The organism is Pseudomonas nunensis (assembly GCF_024296925.1).
Classification (GTDB): domain Bacteria; phylum Pseudomonadota; class Gammaproteobacteria; order Pseudomonadales; family Pseudomonadaceae; genus Aquipseudomonas; species Aquipseudomonas nunensis.
On sequence record NZ_CP101125.1, the window covers coordinates 4,039,029 to 4,059,605 of the forward strand.

The following is a 20,577-nucleotide window of genomic DNA, read 5'->3' on the forward strand; positions in this document are numbered from 1 at the left end:
GGATTCCTTGAAAACGATAAACCCGGCTCGCACCTGTTCGCCGCCGTGGGCTGTGCCCGGCAGGTCGGCGAATTCAGTGGGAAGCGGGTTCAGAACGAGAGTCGGCATGGGCGGCTAGCTTAGCGGATGTCAGCTGCCGCGCCCACCCGTGTGCGGTTAAACCTTGGCGGCAACCGGAGTCGATTTACTGCGCGGACGCAATTGCGCAGTGGCCATGGCGGTATCAGTGACGCCGGTTTCGGCACGCATGCCGGCGGCCAGGAACGGCACCATCAAGCGCATCACTTGCTCGATGGAAGTGCTGACGCCGAAATCGGTCTCGGCAATCGCCCGCAAGGCCTTGATCCCCGACATGCTGAACGCGGCGGCGCCGAGCATGAAGTGCACGCGCCAGAACAGCTCGATCGGTGGAATGCGCGGCGCGGCTTCGTTGACCAGCGTCATGTAGCGACGGAATACCTTGCCGTACATGTCTTCCAGATAACGACGCAAGTGCCCTTGGCTCTGACTGAAAGCCAGGCCCAGCAATCGCATGAATATAGAGAGATCGTTGCCGCTTCGTGGCTGAACCACCAGGGCTTGCTCGACGAGGATTTCCAGCAGCTCTTCAAGCGTCGGCTTGTTTTCCGGCTTGGCCTGACGCCGCTCCAGCTCTTTATCGAGGCTGATGCAGAACGGCCCGAGAAAACGCGAGAACACCGCCTGGATCAGCGCCTTCTTGGAGCCGAAATGATAGTTCACCGCCGCCAGATTGACCCCGGCCTTACTGGTGATCAAACGCAACGAGGTTTCGGCGAAACCTTTTTCCGCGAACAACTGCTCGGCAGCATCGAGAATGCGTTCAACGGTTTCCGACTGGGCCATGGCTACTCCGCCTGACAAACACTTGTTTGAAACATACGTTTCAGCTTGTGCATTGTCAAGCCTGCCGGTTCGTTTTGGGAATGGTCGGTCAGCTATTTAACCATACAACTCTGCGTCGTTAATCAGCGAGCTGATTGACCGTCCAGCGGCGAGCGAAAAAAGGGGCATTGCCAAGACGCTTTCACTGTATATAATCCCAGTCACTGTATAAAAAGACAGAGCGATCAATATGCTAAAGCTGACGCCACGCCAAGCAGAGATTCTGGCCTTCATCAAACGTTGCCTCGAAGACAACGGCTATCCGCCGACCCGTGCGGAAATCGCCCAGGAACTGGGGTTCAAATCGCCGAACGCGGCGGAAGAACACCTCAAGGCGCTGGCCCGCAAGGGTGCTATCGAGATGACGCCGGGCGCCTCCCGAGGCATCCGCATTCCCGGTTTCGAAGCCAAGGCCGACGAATCCACCCTGCCGATCATCGGCCGCGTGGCTGCCGGCGCGCCCATCCTGGCCCAGCAACACATCGAAGAATCCTGCAACATCAACCCGACGTTCTTCCATCCACGCGCCGACTATCTGCTGCGGGTGCATGGCATGAGCATGAAGGACGTGGGCATTTTCGACGGTGACCTGCTGGCCGTCCACACCACCCGCGAGGCCCGCAATGGTCAGATCGTGGTGGCGCGGATCGGCGATGAAGTGACCGTCAAGCGCTTCAAGCGCGATGGCAGCAAGGTCTGGCTGATTGCCGAAAACCCTGAGTTCGCCCCCATCGAAGTCAACCTGAAAGATCAGGAACTGGTGATCGAAGGCTTGAGTGTCGGCGTGATTCGCCGCTAAAGGAGGCTTTATGCAGTTCCCACATACACCACAGCAAGCCCAACTGCCGTTGTTCGAGGCGTTCATGGCGCAACCGCTGGCGCCGATCCTGAAAGACGTGGTCGAGTCGCCCTGGAGCGCAGAGCCTGAGTTCTTCAGTGAGCTGTCACTGCGTGGTGCAGCAGGGAGCTGCCTGAGCCTTCTGGCGCCGATCCTGCGGGAATTGAGCCAGGACCAGGACGCACGCTGGCTGACTCTGATCGCGCCACCTGCCAGCCTAACCCAGGCCTGGTTGCGGGACGCTGGGCTGAACCGCGAACGCATCCTGCTGCTGCAACCGCGCGGCACCCAGAGCGCTCAACAGCTGACCTGCGAAGCCTTGCGACTGGGCCGCAGCCACACAGTCGTCAGCTGGCTAAACCCGCTGAACGCTGCATCGCGGCAACAACTGATCAGCGCCGCCCGCACCGGGGACGCTCAGAGCCTGAATATTCGACTGGGCTAACTGACTTTCAATGCGCGCTTCAAACAGCGCCGGGCTTCTCCAGGGATAGAGAAGCCGATCTGTAGCGGTATCAGCAGAAACCGACGGACGGAATCAATGAAGGATGCGCGGCTCTTCATCTTTATTGAATTCGCCTTCAACCATGCGCCCTGCCATCTGCACACCGACGCTCAACATCGCCTTGGCGACTTCCACGTGGTTGCCTTGCAGGAACGCTTTGGCGTCCTCGGAGAAATCCAAAGTAACCAGAGAACCCTCGTCCTCGGCTCTGCGCAGCTCGATTCGGCCGTCTGGTAACTCAACAATTTCTAGAAAGGACGTTGGCATAAAGGTCTGTTCTCCACGAAAGGCGGGGATTATATAGGCATCGGCCAGGCTTCGCTCGGGATCTTGACCAGAAGTCATTTCGAAGAAATATCTGCTGGCACTCACCCCTGAACGGACAACCCAACGGGTCGTCCGCGACATCGGTCAATCCTTTAGCACTCGTTCAACCCTTCACGGAAGCGGATCGCCAAACCTTTAAGGTTCTGACGCCAGCTCTCCAGCTCCTCTCGACTCAGCTCTTGAGGCGCCTCTTCTTCGTCCAGGTTAACCGCCATGATCAATGGCTGCGTCACGTCACCCTTCGGTTTGTGCGGAACCCGTGGCGGCTGAAACAGTGCAGCATGGGCCGCGAGCAGCTTGGCCAACCAGGTTTCCGAATTACCTGCCAGCTCGACCATCTCGGCCATTTCAGGAATGGCGATAGCGTCCAGCACCTCACGGGTCAGCAACATCTCTGCACGCGGCGCATTGGCCTGAGGCAAACGATAGAAACCGGCGATTTCATGGCACAGGCCCAGCAACGCACCGTAAAGGTGAAACAGCGCCGATTCGCGCCCAGCCTGAATCAACGCCAGGGAGTTCATCGCCCGCCCCTCTTCGGCCCTGGCGAGTGCTTCGAGCGACAGGCCGGCGAAATAAATCTTCTGATTGGTACGGGTATAGAGTTCGTGGGCCATGACGGCAGCCTCCACAGCGAAATAATTGCGTCACACAGACCCGACAGTGTCGTGGATCACCCAAGCCGACCGCAAGCCCAAAACAAAAGGCCGCATGAAAATCCGAGGATTGTCATGCGGCCTTTTGTGTACAGCTTCTTTTAAGCTTTAGCGGCTGGACGCTTGTCTTCAACCGTCCACTTACCGCCGTCGTAGTACGCCTTCCAGCCTGTCGGCTTACCATCGACTTCAGTCTGCACGTACTGCTCTTTGGTTTTGCGACTGTAGCGGATCACGGAAGGCAGGCCATCCGGATCCTTCTTCGGTGCTTCGCACAGGAAGTGGTACTTCGGATCGATCTCATCCTTGTGCGGCACGATCTCGATCACCAGCGGAGCACGGGTCTCGCGGTTTTTCGGGAACTGGCTCGCCGCCAGGAACAGGCCGGAAGCCCCGTCGCGCAGGATGTAGGTGTCGTTGACCTTTTCGCATTTCAGCTCAGGCATCTTCACCGGATCCATCTTCGGCGGCGCCGCGTCACCGCTTTTCAGTAGTTTGCGGGTGTTCTTGCAGGTTGCATTGGTGCAGCCGAAGAACTTGCCGAAACGGCCGGTCTTGAGCTGCATTTCACTGCCGCACTTGTCGCATTCCAGGCTCGGACCTTCATAGCCTTTGATGCGATAACTGCCTTCTTCGATTTCGTAGCCGTCGCAATCCGGGTTGTTACCGCAGATGTGCAGCTTGCGCTTCTCATCCAGCAGGTAAGCGTCCATCGCCGTGCTGCAGATCGGGCAGCGGTGCTTGCCGCGCAGCACCAGGGATTCCGATTCACCCTCGTCGTCCGCGGCGATTTCGTCGCCCGGCACCAGGTTGACAGTGGCCTTGCAGCGCTCTTTCGGCGGCAGGCTGTAGCCCGAGCAGCCGAGGAACACGCCCGTCGATGCGGTACGAATCTGCATCGGACGACCGCACACCACGCATGGAATGTCAGTCATCACTGGCTGGTTGGCACGCATGCCGCCTTCAGCGCTTTCGGCTACTTCGAGTTTCTTCTTGAAGTCGCCGTAGAACTCGTCGAGCACGTTTTTCCAGTCACGTTCGCCCTGAGCCACGTCATCGAGGTTCTCTTCCATGCCGGCGGTGAAGCCATAGTCCATGAGATTGGAGAAGCTCTCGGCCAGACGCTCAGTGACGATGTCACCCATCTTTTCCGAATAGAAACGACGGTTGTGCAGCGCAACGTACCCACGGTCCTGGATGGTCGAAATGATCGCTGCGTAGGTCGAAGGACGACCGATGCCGCGTTTTTCCATTTCTTTTACCAGGCTCGCTTCCGAGTAACGGGCCGGCGGCTTGGTGAAGTGCTGGGTCGGATCAAGCTTGATCAGCTTCATCGCATCGCCCTGGGCCATGTCTGGCAGCACATCGTCATCGCCCGGCTTGGCGATTTGCGGCATGACGCGGGTATAACCGTCGAACTTCAGGATGCGGCCCTTGGCACGCAGCTCGAAATCACCGGCACCCACGGTTACCGTGGTCGACAGGTACTGCGCTGGCAGCATCTGGCAAGCGAGGAACTGGCGCCAGATCAGCTCGTAGAGCCGCTCGGCATCACGCTCCATGCCCGACAGCTTGCTTGGCTCGGTATTGGCGTCGGAGGGACGAATCGCTTCGTGAGCCTCTTGTGCGCCTTCCTTGCTGCTGTAGACGTTAGGGTTTTCCGGCAGGTACTTCTTGCCGAACTCGCCTTCAATATAAGTACGCGCCATCGTCACCGCATCAACCGAGAGGTTGGTGGAGTCGGTACGCATATACGTGATGTAGCCCGCTTCGTACAAACGCTGGGCCATCATCATGGTTTTCTTCACCCCGAAGCCCAGGCGGTTACTCGCGGCCTGCTGCAGGGTGGAGGTGATGAACGGTGCCGACGGCTTGCTGCTGGTCGGTTTGTCTTCGCGCTTGGCGATGCTGTAGCTGGAAGCCTTGAGCTTCTCCAGCGCGGCCATGGCCTGGGCTTCGTTGAGCGGCTTGAAGGCTTCGCCTTTCTCGCGGGCCACGTCGAAGCGCACGGTAGCGCCCTTGGCGGTGCCGAGATCAGCGTGGACTTCCCAGTACTCTTCCGGGTTGAACGCGCGGATTTCACGCTCACGCTCAACAACCAGTTTGACCGCAACCGACTGCACGCGACCGGCGGACAGGCCGCGAGCGACCTTGGCCCACAGCAGCGGCGAAACCATGTAACCCACCACGCGGTCGAGGAAACGACGCGCCTGCTGGGCGTTTACACGGTCGATGTCCAGCTCGCCCGGCTTGGAGAAGGCTTCCTGAATCGCCTTCTTGGTGATTTCGTTGAACACCACGCGCTTGTAGCGGCTGTCATCACCACCGATGGCTTCGCGCAGGTGCCAGGCAATGGCTTCCCCCTCGCGATCCAAGTCGGTTGCGAGATAGATGGTGTCAGCATCTTTGGCGAGCCGGCGCAGCTCTTCGATGACCTTTTCCTTGCCCGGGAGGATCTCGTACTTGGCTTTCCAGCCATGATCGGGATCGACACCCATACGCGAGACAAGCTGCTTGCGCGCTTTCTCTTTCGGCGTGAGCACCGGACCTTCACCCGCGGCGGCCTTGCCGCGCTTGGCGGCTGGCTCTTTGCTGGCGCTAGCCGAACCGCTGGTGGGCAGGTCTCGGATATGGCCGATACTCGACTTCACCACGTATTGGTTACCCAGATACTTGTTGATGGTCTTGGCCTTAGCCGGGGATTCCACAATGACCAGCGATTTGCCCATGGATCAGAAAATTCCTGAATTCTAGAAGTGAAAGGCGGTTGGCGCCTGACGCGGCACCGCTATATATAGTGGCTACAAGGTGAGGTCAAGCGCAGGGTCTTGCGCGAACTCAGCTTATGGCTTCGAAAAAAGGCTCGGTTCGGCTTGCACCAAAGCAAAGCGTGGGACCTGTTCGCCGTCAACCTCGACCGACTCCAGGAACATGCTCAAGGGACGTACCCAAAAGCCGTAATCGCCATACAGGGCTTGGTAGAAGACCACTTCTTCTTCGGTCTCGGAATGCCGCGCAATACTGAATACGCGGTACTGCGGACCTTTGTAATGTTGGTAGAGCCCAGGTTGTATCGGCATGGTTTGGCCCTCACTCAAATCTTTTCAAAATAAAAACAAAAATAAATTCAGAAAAACAAAAACCGGGGCACTTGGCCCCGGCTTCCATCAACGAGACGCTTAAACGCGTTCGAAGACGGTGGAGATGCCTTGGCCGAGACCAATGCACATGGTGGCTACCCCGAAGGTGCCGCCATTTTGCTTCATCACGTTCAGCAAAGTGCCGGAGATACGCGCACCGGAGCAACCGAACGGGTGACCCAAGGCGATCGCGCCGCCGTGCAGGTTAACCTTCTCGTTCATCTTGTCGAGCACTTTCAAATCTTTCAGCACTGGCAGGGCCTGTGCGGCGAAAGCTTCGTTGAGCTCGAAGAAGTCGATATCGTTGATCCCAAGGCCCGCACGTTTCAGTGCTTTCTGTGTAGCCGGTACTGGACCATAGCCCATGATTGCCGGATCCACACCTGCCACTGCCATCGAACGAATCACCGCCAGAGGCTGGATGCCCAGGTCCTGGGCACGCTGCGCCGACATCACGATCATGCACGAAGCACCATCGGTGATTTGCGACGAAGTACCGGCTGTCACGGTGCCGCCCTTTGGATTGAAAGCAGGCTTGAGAGCCGCCAGGCTTTCCAGGGTGGTTTCCGGACGAATGGTTTCGTCGTAGTCGAACAGTTTCAGGAAACCGTTCTCGTCGTAGCCCTGCATCGGGATGATTTCGTCTTTGAACTTGCCTTCCACAGTCGCCTTGTGAGCGAGCTGGTGGGAGCGCACGCCGAAAGCGTCCTGTTGTTCGCGAGTGATGCCGTGCATTTTGCCCAGCATTTCAGCGGTCAGGCCCATCATGCCCGAGGCTTTCGCCGCGTACAGGGACATGTGCGGGTTCGGATCGACACCGTGCATCATGCTCACGTGGCCCATATGCTCGACGCCGCCAACCACGAACACGTCACCGTTGCCGGTCATGATCGCTTGTGCCGCGGTGTGCAAAGCGCTCATCGACGAACCACACAGACGGCTGACGGTCTGGCCGGCAGCAGTGTGCGGGATCTGCGTCATCAACGATGCCATGCGAGCGATGTTCCAGCCCTGTTCCAGGGTCTGGTTAACGCAGCCCCAGATCACGTCTTCGACTTCGTTCGGATCAACCTTGACGTTGCGTTCCAGCAGTTTGCTGATCAGGTGCGCCGACATATCTTCGGCGCGGGTGTTGCGGTGCATGCCGCCCTTGGAGCGGCCCATCGGAGTACGACCGAAGTCGACAATCACGACGTCTCTTGGATTCAAGCTCATAAAATTTCACTCTCGCTCAAGTGTTGGGACGCTTAACCGAAGAACCGTTGGCCAGTCTTGGCCATTTCACGCAGCTTCGCGGTCGGGTGGTACAGCGCGCCCAAATCAGCGTACTGGTCAGCCAGGGCAACGAACTCGGCAACACCGATCGAATCGATGTAGCGCAGCGCACCGCCACGGAATGGAGGGAAACCAATACCGTAGACCAGACCCATGTCGGCTTCGGCGGCGGTTTCGACAATGCCGTCTTCCAGGCAACGCACGGTTTCCAGGCACAGCGGGATCATCATCCAGTTGATGATGTCTTCGTCAGTGACTTCGCGCTGCTCGTAAACGATCGGCTTGAGCACTTCCAGCACCGACGGGTCGGCGACTTTCTTCTGCTTGCCCTTCTTGTCGGTCTCGTAAGCGTAGAACCCCTTGCCGTTCTTCTGGCCCAGGCGCTTGGCTTCGTAGAGCACGTCGATAGCCGAACGGCGATCGTCTTTCATGCGGTCCGGGAAGCCTTCAGCCATCACGTCACGACCGTGGTGACCGGTGTCGATGCCGACCACGTCCATCAGGTATGCCGGGCCCATTGGCCAGCCGAATTTTTCCATGATCTTGTCGATACGGACGAAGTCCACACCGGCGCTGACCAGCTTGGCGAAACCGCCGAAGTACGGGAACAGCACGCGGTTGACCAGGAAGCCCGGGCAGTCGTTGACGACGATCGGGTTCTTGCCCATTTTCTTGGCGTAGGCAACGGTGGTGGCAACCGCCAGTTCGCTGGACTTCTCGCCACGGATCACTTCAACCAGCGGCATCATGTGCACCGGGTTGAAGAAGTGCATGCCGACGAAGTTTTCCGGACGCTTGAGGGCTTTGGCCAGCAAGGTGATGGAAATGGTCGAAGTGTTGGACGCGAGGATGGTGTCCTCTTTGACGTGACCTTCGACTTCGGCCAGTACGGCTTGCTTGACCTTAGGGTTCTCGACGACCGCTTCGACCACCAGATCCACGTGACCGAAGTCACCGTAGGACAGGGTTGGACGAATGCCGTTGAGCACTTCAGCCATTTTCGCCGGGGTCATGCGACCTTTATCAACGCGACCGACCAGCAGCTTGGCGGCTTCAGCCAGGCCTTGCTCGATGCCGTGCTCGTTGATGTCCTTCATCAGGATCGGCGTACCTTTGGAAGCCGACTGATAAGCGATACCGCCACCCATGATACCGGCGCCCAATACGGCAGCCTGCTTCACGTCGCGAGCGATTTCGTCGTAGGCCTTGGCCTTTTTCTTCAGTTCCTGATCGTTCAGGAACAGACCGATCAAGCTCTGCGCGGCAGAGGTCTTGGCCAGTTTGACGAAACCGGCGGCTTCGACTTCCAGTGCCTTGTCACGACCGAAGTTCGCGGCTTTCTGGATGGTCTTGATCGCTTCAACCGGCGCCGGGTAGTTCGGGCCAGCCTGACCGGCCACGAAACCTTTGGCGGTTTCGAAAGCCATCATTTGTTCGATGGCGTTCAGTTTCAGCTTTTCCAGCTTCGGCTGACGCTTGGCCTTGTAGTCAAACTCACCGGAGATGGCGCGCTTGATCAGTTCCAGGGCGGCTTCCTGCAGTTTCTCAGGTGCAACCACTGCGTCCACTGCGCCGACTTTCAGCGCGTCTTCAGGACGGTTTTCCTTGCCGGCGGCAATCCACTCGATGGCGTTGTCGGCACCGATGATGCGCGGCAGGCGCACGGTGCCGCCGAAGCCCGGGTAGATGCCCAGTTTGACTTCCGGCAGACCGATCTTGGCCTTGGTGGACATGACGCGGTAGTCCGCCGCCAGGCACATTTCCAGACCGCCGCCCAGGGCGATACCGTTGATCGCGGCGACCGTCGGGACATTGAGGTCTTCGAAATCGCTGAAAATCTTGTTGGCTTCGAGGTTGCCAGCGACAAGCTCTGCATCAGGCAGCTTGAAGTTCTCGACAAATTCGGTGATGTCGGCGCCGACGATGAACACGTCCTTGCCACTGCTGACGATCACACCCTTGATCGAAGCATCTGCCTTGATGGTGTCTACGGCCTGACGCAGTTCGTTCAGGGTTAGACGGTTGAACTTGTTGACGGACTCACCCTTGAGATCGAACTTCAGTTCGACGATGCCACTTTCAAGAGCCTTAACCGTGATGGCTTTACCTTCGTAAATCATCAACTGATCTCCACGATATGGAAGCTGAACAGTACACGTCGGACGCAGGCGAATGGCTCGGCAGGACGCTTTTCGTCGATGCTAACGCCAATCCACCCGGCACACCCGCCAACGCGATAGTCGGGATTCTGTAGGAGCGTTCTGGAATACAAACGCTCAATTCATACGCCCGTTTGATTTGGGTACGCCACCTTCACGGAATTTCCGGCAATTGTCAATCGCCCAAAATGCTGGTTGAAACGCGACTTTGCAGTCATTTCCGTAAGACGAAGGCTCACAACACGCGGATGCATGTGAGGCCATTCATAGAATCAATAGTTAGAAAAGTCGCCCTAATTCACGGCAACCTGCGTTTAAGCAGCTACGCTGGCGGGACATTGAGGAAAAAATTTGAACACTTTTGGCGAATACCCGGCGTAAGATCAGCGCCACAAAGATTTCCGGCCTGCCTGGCCAACCCCAGCCCGATGATGATGTCGGGCTTTTTATTGCTTACACAAACGCACAAATCCATGTAGCAGCTGCCGAGCCTGCGAGGCTGCGTTCGACTGCGTAGCAGTCGCCATTGTGATCGCCAAGTACTTCAGGGTTATCGTGCTGGCCGGGATTACGACGACTTCGTCGCCGAACGCAGCCTCGCAGGCTCGACAGCTGCTACGGGTTGCGCTCATATCTGACATTACGGGTTTAGGCGAGAGCTTTCAGTGTGGCGTCGATCTGTTGCAAAACTTCGGACTCACCCTTCTCGCCCCAATACAAAAAGATCATCTGCTTGTCCGCTTCGATCTTGTAGACGTTGGCCGGCAATTTTTCGAAATGATTGAGCAGCGTCCGATCCTCACAGACCTCCTGCCACTGATTGACCCACACGCCCGGCGCTTTTTGCCAATAACTCCAGCACTTCGGCTGATTGCCACGACGCGGTCGATGGTACTGCGCACACGGACTCGGCGGCTCCTGGCTCAGCCAGTGCGGCCACTCCTGCGGCGCCAGTTGCATGGCCAGACCGATGCGTCGCGCTTCCATTCGCAGAGCCATGCGGCCGCTCTGGTGGCGCGACGGCCGCAACCATGCCAATGGACTCAGTACCACCAGCAGGATTGACACCACTATCCAGACCGTCATATCTGTACTCCCGATTCTTGATGAGCGCTTTGAGTCACTTTGGAACCATCGCGCTTGAAACCAGCCATACTTACCAATATCGCAATCCTCAGGAGGAGCACCTCATGCCCTACCACCATATTCTGGTCGCTGTAGATCTAACCGAAGAGTGCGATCCTGTTATCCACCGCGCTCGCGAGCTGTCGGTGAGCAACGGCGCGAAGCTGTCCCTGGTGCACATTGTCGAGCCGATGGCCATGGCCTTTGGCGGCGACGTGCCGATGGACCTGTCCCAGTTGCAGCAGCAACAGTTCGATCAAGCCAAGGAGCGCCTGGACCGACTGATCCTGAAGTACCCGGAGCTCACCAAGGAATACAGCCACCTGACTTACGGCCAGCCGCGTCAGGAGATTCACCATCTAGCCAAGGAACAGACCTGCGACCTGATCGTGGTAGGCAGTCATGGCCGGCACGGTCTGGCGCTGTTGCTCGGTTCGACCGCCAACGATGTGTTGCACGGTGCGCCTTGCGATGTGCTTGCGGTGCGCCTGGTCAAAAGCTGACAACCCGGAACAATGTGGGAGCGGGCTTGCTCGCGAAGGCGGCTTAACATTCAACAAATGTGCTGACTGATACAGCGCTTTCGCGAGCAAGCCCGCTCCCACATTGGATCTATGGCAGCCCAGTAGATCGCATTCCATACGAAAAGCCCGGCGTTCATCTCTGAACGCCGGGCTTTTTTATTGCAGGATCATTCAGGCATCCAGCTCGGCCCAACGCTCGACCATCACGTCGAGTTCAGCCTGCAATTGCTCAAGCTGAGCAATCACCGCAGCCGTCTCGGCAGCCGGACGCTGATAGAACGCCGGATCCGCCATTTGCGCTTCAACTGCCGCAATCTGCGTTTCCATGGCTTCGATCTGGCCCGGCAGCATTTCCAGCTCGCGCTGATGCTTGTAGCTGAGCTTTTTCTTCGCCACTGGTGCTTCGACTACAGCAGCGACTGGCGCCGCTTCGGCCGTCACTACAGCGGAGGTCAGGTCGGCTTTGCCGGACTTGCTCTCGGTCACGCCCAACAGGCGCGGCGAACCGCCCTGACGCAGCCAGTCCTGATAACCACCGACGTACTCGCGAACCTTGCCTTCACCTTCGAAGACCAGGGTGCTGGTGACCACGTTGTCGAGGAATGCCCGGTCGTGACTGACCATCAGCACGGTGCCGTTGAAGGTCAGCAAGACCTCTTCCAGCAACTCGAGGGTTTCGACGTCGAGGTCGTTGGTTGGCTCATCGAGCACCAGCAGGTTCGCCGGTTTGCTGAACAGCTTGGCCAGCAACAGACGGGCACGCTCACCACCGGACAGCGCCTTCACCGGCGTGCGAGCACGCTGCGGGCTGAACAGGAAGTCGCCGAGGTAGCTCAGCACGTGACGGCTCTGACCATCGATGTCGATGAAGTCGCGACCTTCGGCCACGTTGTCGATCACGGTTTTTTCCAGGTCCAGCTGATGGCGCAATTGGTCGAAGTACGCCACGTCGATGCGCGTCCCCTCTTCCACGGTGCCACTGGTTGGCTGCAAGCCGTTGAGCATCAGTTTCAGCAAGGTAGTCTTGCCGGTACCGTTGGCGCCGAGCAGGCCGATACGGTCGCCGCGCTGCAGGACCATCGAGAAGTCCTTGATCAGGAACGGGCCGCCCGGGTGAGCGAAACTCACGTTCTCGAGGACCATCACCTGCTTGCCGGACTTGTCAGCGGTGTCCAGCTGAATGTTGGCCTTGCCGGTGCGCTCACGACGCTCGCTGCGCTCGTTGCGCAAAGCTTTGAGGGCACGCACGCGGCCTTCGTTACGGGTGCGGCGCGCCTTGATGCCCTGGCGGATCCAGACTTCTTCCTGGGCCAGTTTTTTGTCGAACAGCGCGTTAGCCGTGTCTTCAGCCGCCAGCGAGGCTTCTTTGTGCACGAGGAAACTGGCGTAGTCGCCGTTCCAGTCGATCAGGCCGCCGCGATCCAGTTCGAGGATGCGGGTTGCAAGGTTCTGCAGGAAGGAACGGTCGTGCGTGATAAACAGCACGGCGCCCTGGAAATCCTTCAGCGCTTCTTCGAGCCAGGCAATCGCACCGATGTCCAGGTGGTTGGTCGGTTCGTCGAGCAGCAGCAGGTCCGGTTCGGAAACCAGGGCCTGAGCCAACAGGACGCGGCGACGCCAGCCGCCGGACAATTCGGCAAGGGTCTTGTCGGCGGGCAACTGCAGACGGCTCAACGTGCTGTCTACCAATTGCTGCAAACGCCAGCCGTCGCGGGCTTCGAGGTCGTGCTGGACGTGCATCAGCTTGTCCAGGTCGGCGTCGGTGACGATGTTCTGGCTCAGGTGGTGATACTGCGCAAGCAGCTCGCCCACACCGTCCAGACCCTCAGCCACAACGTCGAACACGGTCCGCTCGTCGGCTACCGGCAATTCTTGCGGCAATTCGCCAATCTTGAGCCCGGGTGCGCGCCAAACGGAGCCGTCATCGGGCTTCTGGTCGCCCTTGACGAGCTTCATCATGCTGGACTTGCCAGTGCCATTGCGGCCGATGATGCACACCCGCTCACCACGGGCGATCTGCCAGGACACCTTGTCCAACAACGGCGTAGAGCCGAAAGCAAGGGACACATCGCTGAATTTGAGCAGGGTCATGAGCTTCTCCAAAAACCGGGCGCGCATTCTACCTGACTTGAGGCTTCAGAAGGCCGGCAATTTCACCTCTGTAGCACTCTGCATGACAATTGTTGCGATCTTGCACCGGCAGGCCGGCAAAGCTTTCGCCCGTTGCTGGCAAAAGGCTAAGCTACAGATTATTCAGTGCTGATCCTGTCAGCGCTTGTCATGATTTTTCTGCCCGGATGTCTCATGCGCAGTCGCCTTTTCAGTCTTTTATCGTGTTTGCTTCTTTCTGCCACTGCCGCTCAATCAGTCCAGGCGGTGGACTTGTCCACCCAACGCCAGTATTACGATGAAGCCAAGCGCGCCTTGGCCAAGGGTGATTCCGAGCCCTATTTCCGCTATAGCCAGGCACTCAGCGATTATCCGCTGGAGCCGTATCTGGCCTATGACGAACTGACCGCGCGCCTTAAAACCGCCAGCAATGCCGAGATCGAGAAATTTCTCGCCGAACACGGTGACCTGCCCCAGGCCAACTGGATGAAATTGCGCTGGTTGCGCTGGCTCGCCGATCGCGGTGACTGGGCGACCTTCGTCAAGTACTACGACCCCAAGCTGAATTTCACCGAGCTGGACTGCCTGAACGCGCAGTATCAGATCGGCCATAACCTCAAGCCCCAAGGCTACGCCAACGCCGAAAAGCTCTGGCTGACCGGCAAATCGCAACCTGCCGCCTGTGATGGCCTGTTCGGGATCTGGGCCGCCGAAGGTCAACTGACCGAACAGAAACGCTGGGAACGCACCAAACTCGCGGCCCAGGCACGCAACTACCCACTCGCCAACAGTCTGGTCAGCGGCCTGACCACCCTCGCCCCGCGCGGTCGTTTGTTGGTGGATGTGGCGCAGAAGCCCGAGCTGCTCAATCAGCCGTCACGGTTTGCTCCGGCCGATGAGCCAATGTCCGACATCGTCAGCCTCGGCCTGCGTCGCCTGGCCAAACAGGACCCGGACAAGGCCATGGACCTGCTCGACGGTTACGCCACCAGCATGCACTTCTCCCGTGATGAGAAAGTCGCCATTGCCCGGGAAATCGGCCTGACCCTCGCCCGACGTTTCGACCCGCGCGCGCTGGACGTCATGACCAAGTACGACCCGGAACTGCGCGACAACACCGTGTCCGAATGGCGCCTGCGCCTGCTGCTGCGCCTGGCACGTTGGGATGATGCCTATCAGTTGACCCGGCGCTTGCCGCAGGACCTGGCAACCACCAACCGCTGGCGCTACTGGCAGGCCCGCAGTCTGGAACTGGCGCAGCCGCAGAATCCGGAAGCGCAGACGCTGTACAAGGGCCTCGCCCGCGAACGGGATTTCTACGGTTTCCTCGCAGCTGATCGCTCGCAACTGCCCTATTCGCTGCTCAACAAACCGTTGGTGCTCAGCCAGGCGTTGATCAATAAGGTGCGCAACACACCGGGTGTGCGTCGCGCCCTGGAATTCCACGCCCGTGGCCAGATCGTCGACGGTCGTCGCGAGTGGTATCACGTCAGCCGTCATTTCAACCGCGACGAAATGGTTGCCCAGGCGAAACTGGCCTACGACCTGAAATGGTATTTCCCGGCGATCCGCACCATCAGTCAGGCGCAGTACTGGGACGACCTGGACATCCGCTTCCCGATGGCCCACCGCGACACTCTGGTGCGTGAAGCCAAGGTCCGTGGCTTGCATTCGAGCTGGGTGTTCGCCATCACTCGCCAGGAAAGTGCTTTCATGGACGACGCCCGCTCCGGCGTCGGCGCCAGCGGCCTGATGCAACTGATGCCCGGCACCGCCAAGGAAACCGCGCGCAAGTTCAGCATTCCCCTGGCCTCGCCGCAGCAAGTGCTCGACCCGGACAAGAACATCCAGCTCGGCGCCGCCTACCTGAGCCAGGTTCACAGCCAGTTCAACGGCAACCGCGTCCTCGCCTCCGCCGCCTACAACGCAGGCCCCGGTCGCGTGCGCCAGTGGCTGCGCGGTGCCGATCACCTGAGCTTCGACGTGTGGGTGGAAAGCATCCCGTTCGACGAAACCCGCCAGTACGTGCAGAACGTATTGTCGTACTCGGTGATCTACGGCCAGAAACTCAACTCGCCGCAGCCGCTGGTGGATTGGCATGAACGGTATTTTGATGATCAATGACCGGTAATGCCGGTCGCGCAGGAGCTGCCGCAGGCTGCGATCTTTTGATCTGCTCCTGAAAAAATGCCCGCATCGAGTGATGCGGGCATTTTTGTTTGTGGTTCAAAGGAAGATCAAAAGATCGCAGCCTCGTTTCACTCGACAGCTCCTACGCGGGTCTCGACGGTATTGATGCCTTGCCGTGCGCAGTCAAACGGTATCGTTGAGCAGGGCTTTTAGGTGAGTCGGGATCGGTCATTTCGATCAAACCAGCGACCAATGCCGGCTTAAGGTAATTGGCTCGGAAGGTCGCCTTATGCGCCAGACCGACCTCTACCATCAACTCATTAACCTTGAGTGGACCACCGCCATTTAGCGCCAAAAGCAGCCTTGCTACTTGGTCGGTTACTTGGTCGGTTACTTGGTCGGTCTGGGGTTCACTCCGAGCCGCTTCCGCCAGCGCAAGACTCAACGCCTTAAGCATGAACTCAACAAAAGGCGTCGATTCCGCCAACTGGTCAGCAGCAGACAACGCCGCGTAATACGCATCCTGCTGCTCACGAATCACCGCTTCGACCGGCAGATAAGCCAGCACAGGACGCCACTGACTGAGTATCAAGGTCTGCCAGAGACGCCCCATCCGCCCATTGCCATCGGCGAAAGGATGGATGAATTCGAACTCGTAGTGGAACACACAACTGATGATCAACGGATGCCAGTCAGACGCTCCCAGCCACGCCAGCAAGTCATCCATCAGATGCGCAACGCGACTCGGTGGCGGAGCCATATGCACCAATTGCTCGCCACGGTAAATGCCCACACCCGCCTGACGAAACCGCCCGCAATCATCAATCAATCCGTGCATAAGCAGTTCATGAGCGCGGAGCAAATCGGCTCGACTGCCAGGCTTCCAGTGCGGCATCGCTTCATAGGCTGTAAAAGCGTTGCGTACTTCCTGAATTTCCCGTGGCAAACCCAGTACACGCTGCCCGGCCAAGACAGCCGTTACCTGCTTGATGCTGAGGGTGTTGTTTTCGATCGCCAACGAAGCCTGAATCGTACGAATACGATTACTGCGGCGTAGCTGAGGCGTCTGTTGACTATCACTTACTGCCGACAGCTGACCGATCTGTTCACTGATCTCAGCGATCAACGCCAGTATTTTCGTGGTCAGGGTCAACGGTGGTTGGTAGCGACTCATAGCCTCATCCGGGCAACTTGATCAAGGCGACATGATGCCCGAACAAAGGGGTTCAGGCAGCCATCATTCAGAGTCAAAAGATCGCAGCCTCGTTTCACTCGACAGCTCCTACACAGCCCCTACACAGCCCCTACACAGCTCCTACGCGTGCAGGTCGAGTTCGGCTTTGCCATCACTAAACTGCAACGCCGCCAACCGCGCATACAGCGCATTGCTTGCCACCAACTCCTGATGCGTCCCCACTGCCACCAGTTTCCCTTGGTCCATCACCGCGATGCGGTCGGCGTTTTTCACGGTGGCCAGGCGGTGGGCGATGACCAGGGTGGTGCGGTTTTTCATCAGGCTGGGCAGGGCTTGTTGGATCAGGTGTTCGCTTTGGGCGTCGAGGGCGCTGGTGGCTTCGTCGAGCAGCAGGATCGGTGCGTCCACCAGCAGCGCCCGGGCGATGGCCAGACGTTGGCGTTGGCCACCGGACAAGCCGAGGCCGCCGTCGCCGAGGTGGGTCTGGTAGCCGTGGGGCATTTGCTCGATGAAGTCGTGGGCGTAGGCAATCTTTGCCGCTTCCTGGACTTGGGCCAGGGTCGCGCCCGGATTGCCATAGCGGATGTTTTCTTCGATGCTGCCGAAGAACAGCGCCGGGTTTTGCGAGACCAGCGCGAAGCAGCGGCGCAGGTCGAGCGGATCAAGCTGCGTCAGCGGCACGCCGTCAAGCAGGATGCGGCCTTCGGCGGGGTCGTAAAACCGCAGGAGCAAGTCATACACGGTGGATTTACCCGCGCCGGACGGCCCGACCAGCGCCAGGGTTTCGCCCGCGTTGATGGTCAGATTCAAGCCATCGACGGCGAAGCTTTCGGGACGTGAAGGGTAGGAAAAGCGCACATCCTGCAGCTGCAGGTTGCCCTTCACCCTTTCAGGCAAGGTCACCAGTCCGCTGGTCGGCGGCCGGATGATGTTTTCCGAACGCAGCAACTCGGCGATCCGCTCCGCCGCCCCCGCCGCTCGCTGCAATTCGCCGATGACTTCGCTCAACGTGCCGAAGGCGCTGCCCACGATCAGGCTGTAGAAGACAAATGCCGCCAGTTCCCCACCTGAAATCCGTCCGGCAATCACGTCCATGCCACCGACCCAAAGCATGACACCCACCGCACCCAGCACCAGCACGATCACCAGCGTGATCAGCCACGAACGCTGGACGATGCGTTTGCGCGCGGTATCGAAAGCCTGTTCCACGGTCACGGCAAAGCGTTTTTCGTCCTGGACCTGATGGTTGTAGGCCTGCACGGTTTTGATCTGGCCGAGAGTTTCGGACACGTAGCTGCCGACATCGGCAATCCGGTCCTGGCTCTCGCGCGACAGGCTGCGCACCCGGCGACCGAAGATCAGGATCGGCGCGATCACCAGCGGCAAGGCGATCACCACGATGCTGGTGAGTTTGGGGTTGGTGATAAACAGCAGCACGATCCCGCCAATGACCATCAGCAGATTGCGCAAAAACAGCGACAGCGACGAGCCGATCACCGATTGCAGCAGTGTGGTGTCAGCAGTCAGCCGCGACTGGATTTCGGAGCTGCGGTTGTCTTCGTAGAAGCCCGGATGCAGGTACACCAGATGATTGAACACCTGGCGCCGAATATCCGCGACGACCCGCTCACCGATCCACGACACCAGATAGAAGCGCGCAAAAGTACCGACTGCCAGGGCGAGCACCAGCACCATGAACAGACCGATGGTCTGGTTGAGCAAATGCGGCGATTGGGTCATGAAACCCTGATCCACCAACAGACGAATGCCCTGCCCCATGGACAATGTAATGCCAGCGGTAACGATCAACGCCAGCAAGGCGCCCAGTGCCTGTAAGCGATATGGCACGAGAAAACGACTAGCCAGACGAATGGCGCGACGGTGACGGGAAGAGAGCATCGGGTTCATCCAGGTTCGCGGTAGAAGCGATTGATGGGGCCAGCCTACACACTCAATGGGGTGGAACTCTGTAAATCACAATGAGTCAGGTTAATTATGTCCGCCAAGACTAGCGGCTAGACGCTATTGGTCTAAAGTCCGGGTGGCAACAATGCGGGATTTCTGGTGGACTGGAGTTGCCGCTCGGGAGAGACCGCAGGGAGTTGTCACAGCCCGGTCACCTGGCGGTTTTAGAGTAAGCACACAACCTGATGAGGAGACAGGCCATGTCCTTGCAAAACAGCAGCGAAGACAAGATTCAAGTGATCCGCACACAGCCAGACCAGTCTCTGGGTTGCTCGATTATCGATGAGGACGGGCACGAAGTACCGATCACTGAAGGCATGATCCAGGACGCCTGCCGCGAACTGGAGAAGCGATTGGTCAAGCCTGCCGAACAAGAGTGATATAGCCACCGTCTTCTTGACCCGGCCCAGGTTGGCCGGGTTTTTTATGGGTGATTATCCAGACATTGCGGTGCGGCTATTCGCGAGCAAGCCCGCTCCCACAGGGGATTTTTGGTGAACACAAATGTGGTGTTCAACCGAGATCCAGTGTGGGAGCGGGCTTGCTCGCGAAGGGGCCGACTCGATTCCTAGACGGCCACTGCACCGAGGGCCGCCACGATCTTCTGCAACACCGCCGACTCCCCCTCAATCCGCACCTGCAACCCATCAATTTCCCTGCGCGGCGGATAGTTCTTGCGCAGCGCATCAAACGCCGCACGCTGCTCGCTCACATTGCCCACAAGACTGCGGCGGAAATCCGCATCGTCGCGGCGCGGGTCATACACGCCTCGGCACAACATCGCCAGCGCCCAGGCCGGATCGCTGTCAGCGTGCAAGGTCACTTGCTTCAACCACGGCGCGGGCAGCAAATCGCTCAGGCTGACTTCGGCCGGCTGGCCGAGGAAGTCGCAATACGCCTGATAGATCTGCGCCGTGCCGCGCTGTTTGCCGTCGAGGCTGTAGCCGGCGATATGCGGTGTCGCCAGCACGCAAAGGTCAGCCAGTGCCACGTCGACCTCGGGCTCGCCTTCCCAGACGTCCAGCACCGCTTGCAGGTCTTCACGCTGCAGCAACACCTGACGCAGGGCCGCGTTGTCCACCACCGGGCCACGGCTGGCGTTGATCAGCCAGGCGCCGGGCTTGAGTCGGTTCAAACGGGGCTTGTCGAACAGGTGCCAGGTCGCCTGAGCGCCGTGCTTCTTCAACGGCGTGTGCAGGCTGATGACGTCGCATTGCTCGATGATCTGCTCCAGGCTGACAAAATCGCCGCCCTCCGCCGCTTGCCGGGGCGGGTCGCACACCAGCACGTTCCAGCCCAGACCTTGCAGAACCTTGACCAACCGCCCGCCCACTTCGCCGGCACCGACTACGCCATAGGTGCGTTGAGTCAGGTCGGCGCCTTCGATTTCAGCCAGGGTCAGCAGGCTGCCAAGCACATAGTCGACCACGCCCCGGGCATTGCAGCCGGGTGCGCTGGACCAGGTGATGCCGGCCTGTTGAAAGTAATCCAGGTCTAGGTGATCGGTGCCGATAGTGCAGGTACCGACAAACCGCACCTTGCTGCCTTCGAGCAACGAACGATTGACGTTGGTCACCGAGCGCACCAGCAATACATCGGCCTGCTCGACCATGGCGCGGTCGATGGAACGTCCCGGCACCCGGCGGATTTCGCCGAAACCCTGGAAAAAGGCATCGAGCAGCGGGATATTTTCGTCGGCAACAATCAGCATGGCGAGGCTCCTTTG

General features: G+C 58.9%; 17 protein-coding genes. 5 read left to right on the forward strand and 12 right to left on the reverse strand.

What is annotated here, in order from left to right:
* Nucleotides 1–156: 156 nt before the first annotated feature.
* Nucleotides 157–864 (reverse strand): TetR/AcrR family transcriptional regulator, encoded by a 708-nt coding sequence (locus NK667_RS17525; RefSeq protein WP_054054287.1) that lies wholly within the window; start codon nucleotides 862–864, stop codon nucleotides 157–159.
* A 229-nt stretch (nucleotides 865–1,093) separates the two neighbouring features.
* On the opposite strand from NK667_RS17525, the gene lexA reads away from it, so the two are divergent.
* Nucleotides 1,094–1,702: a transcriptional repressor LexA gene (gene lexA / locus NK667_RS17530; protein ID WP_054054288.1), complete on the forward strand. Its 609-nt coding sequence runs from the start codon at nucleotides 1,094–1,096 to the stop codon at nucleotides 1,700–1,702.
* A 10-nt stretch (nucleotides 1,703–1,712) separates the two neighbouring features.
* The gene (gene sulA, locus NK667_RS17535) at nucleotides 1,713–2,186 is read left to right on the forward strand and encodes an SOS-induced cell division inhibitor SulA (protein WP_054054290.1); all 474 of its coding nucleotides are present in this window, start codon (nucleotides 1,713–1,715) and stop codon (nucleotides 2,184–2,186) included.
* Between the two features lie 93 nt (nucleotides 2,187–2,279).
* Here the strand turns inward: sulA and NK667_RS17540 are convergent, their stop codons facing one another.
* The 7 genes from NK667_RS17540 to NK667_RS17570 all read right to left on the reverse strand — a co-directional run bounded on the left by NK667_RS17540 (nucleotide 2,280) and on the right by NK667_RS17570 (nucleotide 10,889).
* Nucleotides 2,280–2,513: a hypothetical protein gene (locus NK667_RS17540; protein WP_054054325.1), complete on the reverse strand. Its 234-nt coding sequence runs from the start codon at nucleotides 2,511–2,513 to the stop codon at nucleotides 2,280–2,282.
* Between the two features lie 152 nt (nucleotides 2,514–2,665).
* Complete coding sequence (locus tag NK667_RS17545; protein ID WP_054054292.1) at nucleotides 2,666–3,190, reverse strand: DUF6586 family protein; 525 nt, start codon at nucleotides 3,188–3,190, stop codon at nucleotides 2,666–2,668.
* Nucleotides 3,191–3,330: 140 nt separating this feature from the next.
* Complete coding sequence (topA, locus tag NK667_RS17550; protein WP_054615612.1) at nucleotides 3,331–5,958, reverse strand: type I DNA topoisomerase; 2,628 nt, start codon at nucleotides 5,956–5,958, stop codon at nucleotides 3,331–3,333.
* Between the two features lie 114 nt (nucleotides 5,959–6,072).
* The gene (locus NK667_RS17555; RefSeq protein WP_046047845.1) at nucleotides 6,073–6,309 is read right to left on the reverse strand and encodes a DUF1653 domain-containing protein; all 237 of its coding nucleotides are present in this window, start codon (nucleotides 6,307–6,309) and stop codon (nucleotides 6,073–6,075) included.
* Nucleotides 6,310–6,408: 99 nt separating this feature from the next.
* Complete coding sequence (gene fadA, locus NK667_RS17560; RefSeq protein WP_008028488.1) at nucleotides 6,409–7,584, reverse strand: acetyl-CoA C-acyltransferase FadA; 1,176 nt, start codon at nucleotides 7,582–7,584, stop codon at nucleotides 6,409–6,411.
* A gap of 32 nt (nucleotides 7,585–7,616) precedes the next feature.
* The gene (fadB, locus tag NK667_RS17565; protein ID WP_054054295.1) at nucleotides 7,617–9,764 is read right to left on the reverse strand and encodes a fatty acid oxidation complex subunit alpha FadB; all 2,148 of its coding nucleotides are present in this window, start codon (nucleotides 9,762–9,764) and stop codon (nucleotides 7,617–7,619) included.
* Between the two features lie 687 nt (nucleotides 9,765–10,451).
* Nucleotides 10,452–10,889, reverse strand: coding sequence for a hypothetical protein (locus tag NK667_RS17570; protein ID WP_054615613.1), 438 nt, complete (start codon nucleotides 10,887–10,889; stop codon nucleotides 10,452–10,454).
* Nucleotides 10,890–10,993: 104 nt separating this feature from the next.
* Here NK667_RS17570 and NK667_RS17575 point away from each other — a divergent pair, with 104 nt between their 5' ends.
* Nucleotides 10,994–11,431 (forward strand): universal stress protein, encoded by a 438-nt coding sequence (locus tag NK667_RS17575; RefSeq protein ID WP_054054300.1) that lies wholly within the window; start codon nucleotides 10,994–10,996, stop codon nucleotides 11,429–11,431.
* Between the two features lie 192 nt (nucleotides 11,432–11,623).
* On the opposite strand, the gene NK667_RS17580 is transcribed toward NK667_RS17575, so the two are convergent.
* Nucleotides 11,624–13,543: an ATP-binding cassette domain-containing protein gene (locus NK667_RS17580; protein ID WP_054054301.1), complete on the reverse strand. Its 1,920-nt coding sequence runs from the start codon at nucleotides 13,541–13,543 to the stop codon at nucleotides 11,624–11,626.
* 213 nt (nucleotides 13,544–13,756) lie between these two features.
* Here NK667_RS17580 and NK667_RS17585 point away from each other — a divergent pair, with 213 nt between their 5' ends.
* A complete protein-coding gene (locus tag NK667_RS17585; RefSeq protein WP_054615614.1) occupies nucleotides 13,757–15,685 on the forward strand; it encodes a transglycosylase SLT domain-containing protein in 1,929 nt (642 codons plus the stop codon).
* Nucleotides 15,686–15,833: 148 nt separating this feature from the next.
* Here the strand turns inward: NK667_RS17585 and NK667_RS17590 are convergent, their stop codons facing one another.
* Both NK667_RS17590 and NK667_RS17595 read right to left on the reverse strand, forming a co-directional pair.
* Nucleotides 15,834–16,865 carry a Fic family protein gene (locus NK667_RS17590; protein ID WP_054615615.1) on the reverse strand — a complete coding sequence of 344 codons (1,032 nt, stop codon included), beginning with the start codon at nucleotides 16,863–16,865 and terminating at the stop codon, nucleotides 15,834–15,836.
* Between the two features lie 141 nt (nucleotides 16,866–17,006).
* Nucleotides 17,007–18,794, reverse strand: coding sequence for an ABC transporter transmembrane domain-containing protein (locus NK667_RS17595; protein ID WP_161807670.1), 1,788 nt, complete (start codon nucleotides 18,792–18,794; stop codon nucleotides 17,007–17,009).
* A gap of 257 nt (nucleotides 18,795–19,051) precedes the next feature.
* On the opposite strand from NK667_RS17595, the gene NK667_RS17600 reads away from it, so the two are divergent.
* A complete protein-coding gene (locus NK667_RS17600) occupies nucleotides 19,052–19,231 on the forward strand; it encodes a PA1571 family protein (protein ID WP_054054311.1) in 180 nt (59 codons plus the stop codon).
* Nucleotides 19,232–19,419: 188 nt separating this feature from the next.
* Here the strand turns inward: NK667_RS17600 and pdxB are convergent, their stop codons facing one another.
* The gene (gene pdxB / locus NK667_RS17605) at nucleotides 19,420–20,562 is read right to left on the reverse strand and encodes a 4-phosphoerythronate dehydrogenase PdxB (protein WP_054615617.1); all 1,143 of its coding nucleotides are present in this window, start codon (nucleotides 20,560–20,562) and stop codon (nucleotides 19,420–19,422) included.
* Between the last annotated feature and the right edge of the window lie 15 nt (nucleotides 20,563–20,577).

Excerpts from the sequence above, each read along its gene's own strand:
- NK667_RS17525 (WP_054054287.1), bottom strand. The coding sequence starts at position 864 with ATGGCCCAGTCGGAAACCGTTGAACGCATTCTCGATGCTGCCGAGCAG.
- lexA (WP_054054288.1), top strand. The coding sequence starts at position 1,094 with ATGCTAAAGCTGACGCCACGCCAAGCAGAGATTCTGGCCTTCATCAAA.
- sulA (WP_054054290.1), top strand. The coding sequence starts at position 1,713 with ATGCAGTTCCCACATACACCACAGCAAGCCCAACTGCCGTTGTTCGAG.
- NK667_RS17540 (WP_054054325.1), bottom strand. The coding sequence starts at position 2,513 with ATGCCAACGTCCTTTCTAGAAATTGTTGAGTTACCAGACGGCCGAATC.
- NK667_RS17545 (WP_054054292.1), bottom strand. The coding sequence starts at position 3,190 with ATGGCCCACGAACTCTATACCCGTACCAATCAGAAGATTTATTTCGCC.
- topA (WP_054615612.1), bottom strand. The coding sequence starts at position 5,958 with ATGGGCAAATCGCTGGTCATTGTGGAATCCCCGGCTAAGGCCAAGACC.
- NK667_RS17555 (WP_046047845.1), bottom strand. The coding sequence starts at position 6,309 with ATGCCGATACAACCTGGGCTCTACCAACATTACAAAGGTCCGCAGTAC.
- fadA (WP_008028488.1), bottom strand. The coding sequence starts at position 7,584 with ATGAGCTTGAATCCAAGAGACGTCGTGATTGTCGACTTCGGTCGTACT.
- fadB (WP_054054295.1), bottom strand. The coding sequence starts at position 9,764 with ATGATTTACGAAGGTAAAGCCATCACGGTTAAGGCTCTTGAAAGTGGC.
- NK667_RS17570 (WP_054615613.1), bottom strand. The coding sequence starts at position 10,889 with ATGACGGTCTGGATAGTGGTGTCAATCCTGCTGGTGGTACTGAGTCCA.
- NK667_RS17575 (WP_054054300.1), top strand. The coding sequence starts at position 10,994 with ATGCCCTACCACCATATTCTGGTCGCTGTAGATCTAACCGAAGAGTGC.
- NK667_RS17580 (WP_054054301.1), bottom strand. The coding sequence starts at position 13,543 with ATGACCCTGCTCAAATTCAGCGATGTGTCCCTTGCTTTCGGCTCTACG.
- NK667_RS17585 (WP_054615614.1), top strand. The coding sequence starts at position 13,757 with ATGCGCAGTCGCCTTTTCAGTCTTTTATCGTGTTTGCTTCTTTCTGCC.
- NK667_RS17590 (WP_054615615.1), bottom strand. The coding sequence starts at position 16,865 with ATGAGTCGCTACCAACCACCGTTGACCCTGACCACGAAAATACTGGCG.
- NK667_RS17595 (WP_161807670.1), bottom strand. The coding sequence starts at position 18,794 with ATGAACCCGATGCTCTCTTCCCGTCACCGTCGCGCCATTCGTCTGGCT.
- NK667_RS17600 (WP_054054311.1), top strand. The coding sequence starts at position 19,052 with ATGTCCTTGCAAAACAGCAGCGAAGACAAGATTCAAGTGATCCGCACA.
- pdxB (WP_054615617.1), bottom strand. The coding sequence starts at position 20,562 with ATGCTGATTGTTGCCGACGAAAATATCCCGCTGCTCGATGCCTTTTTC.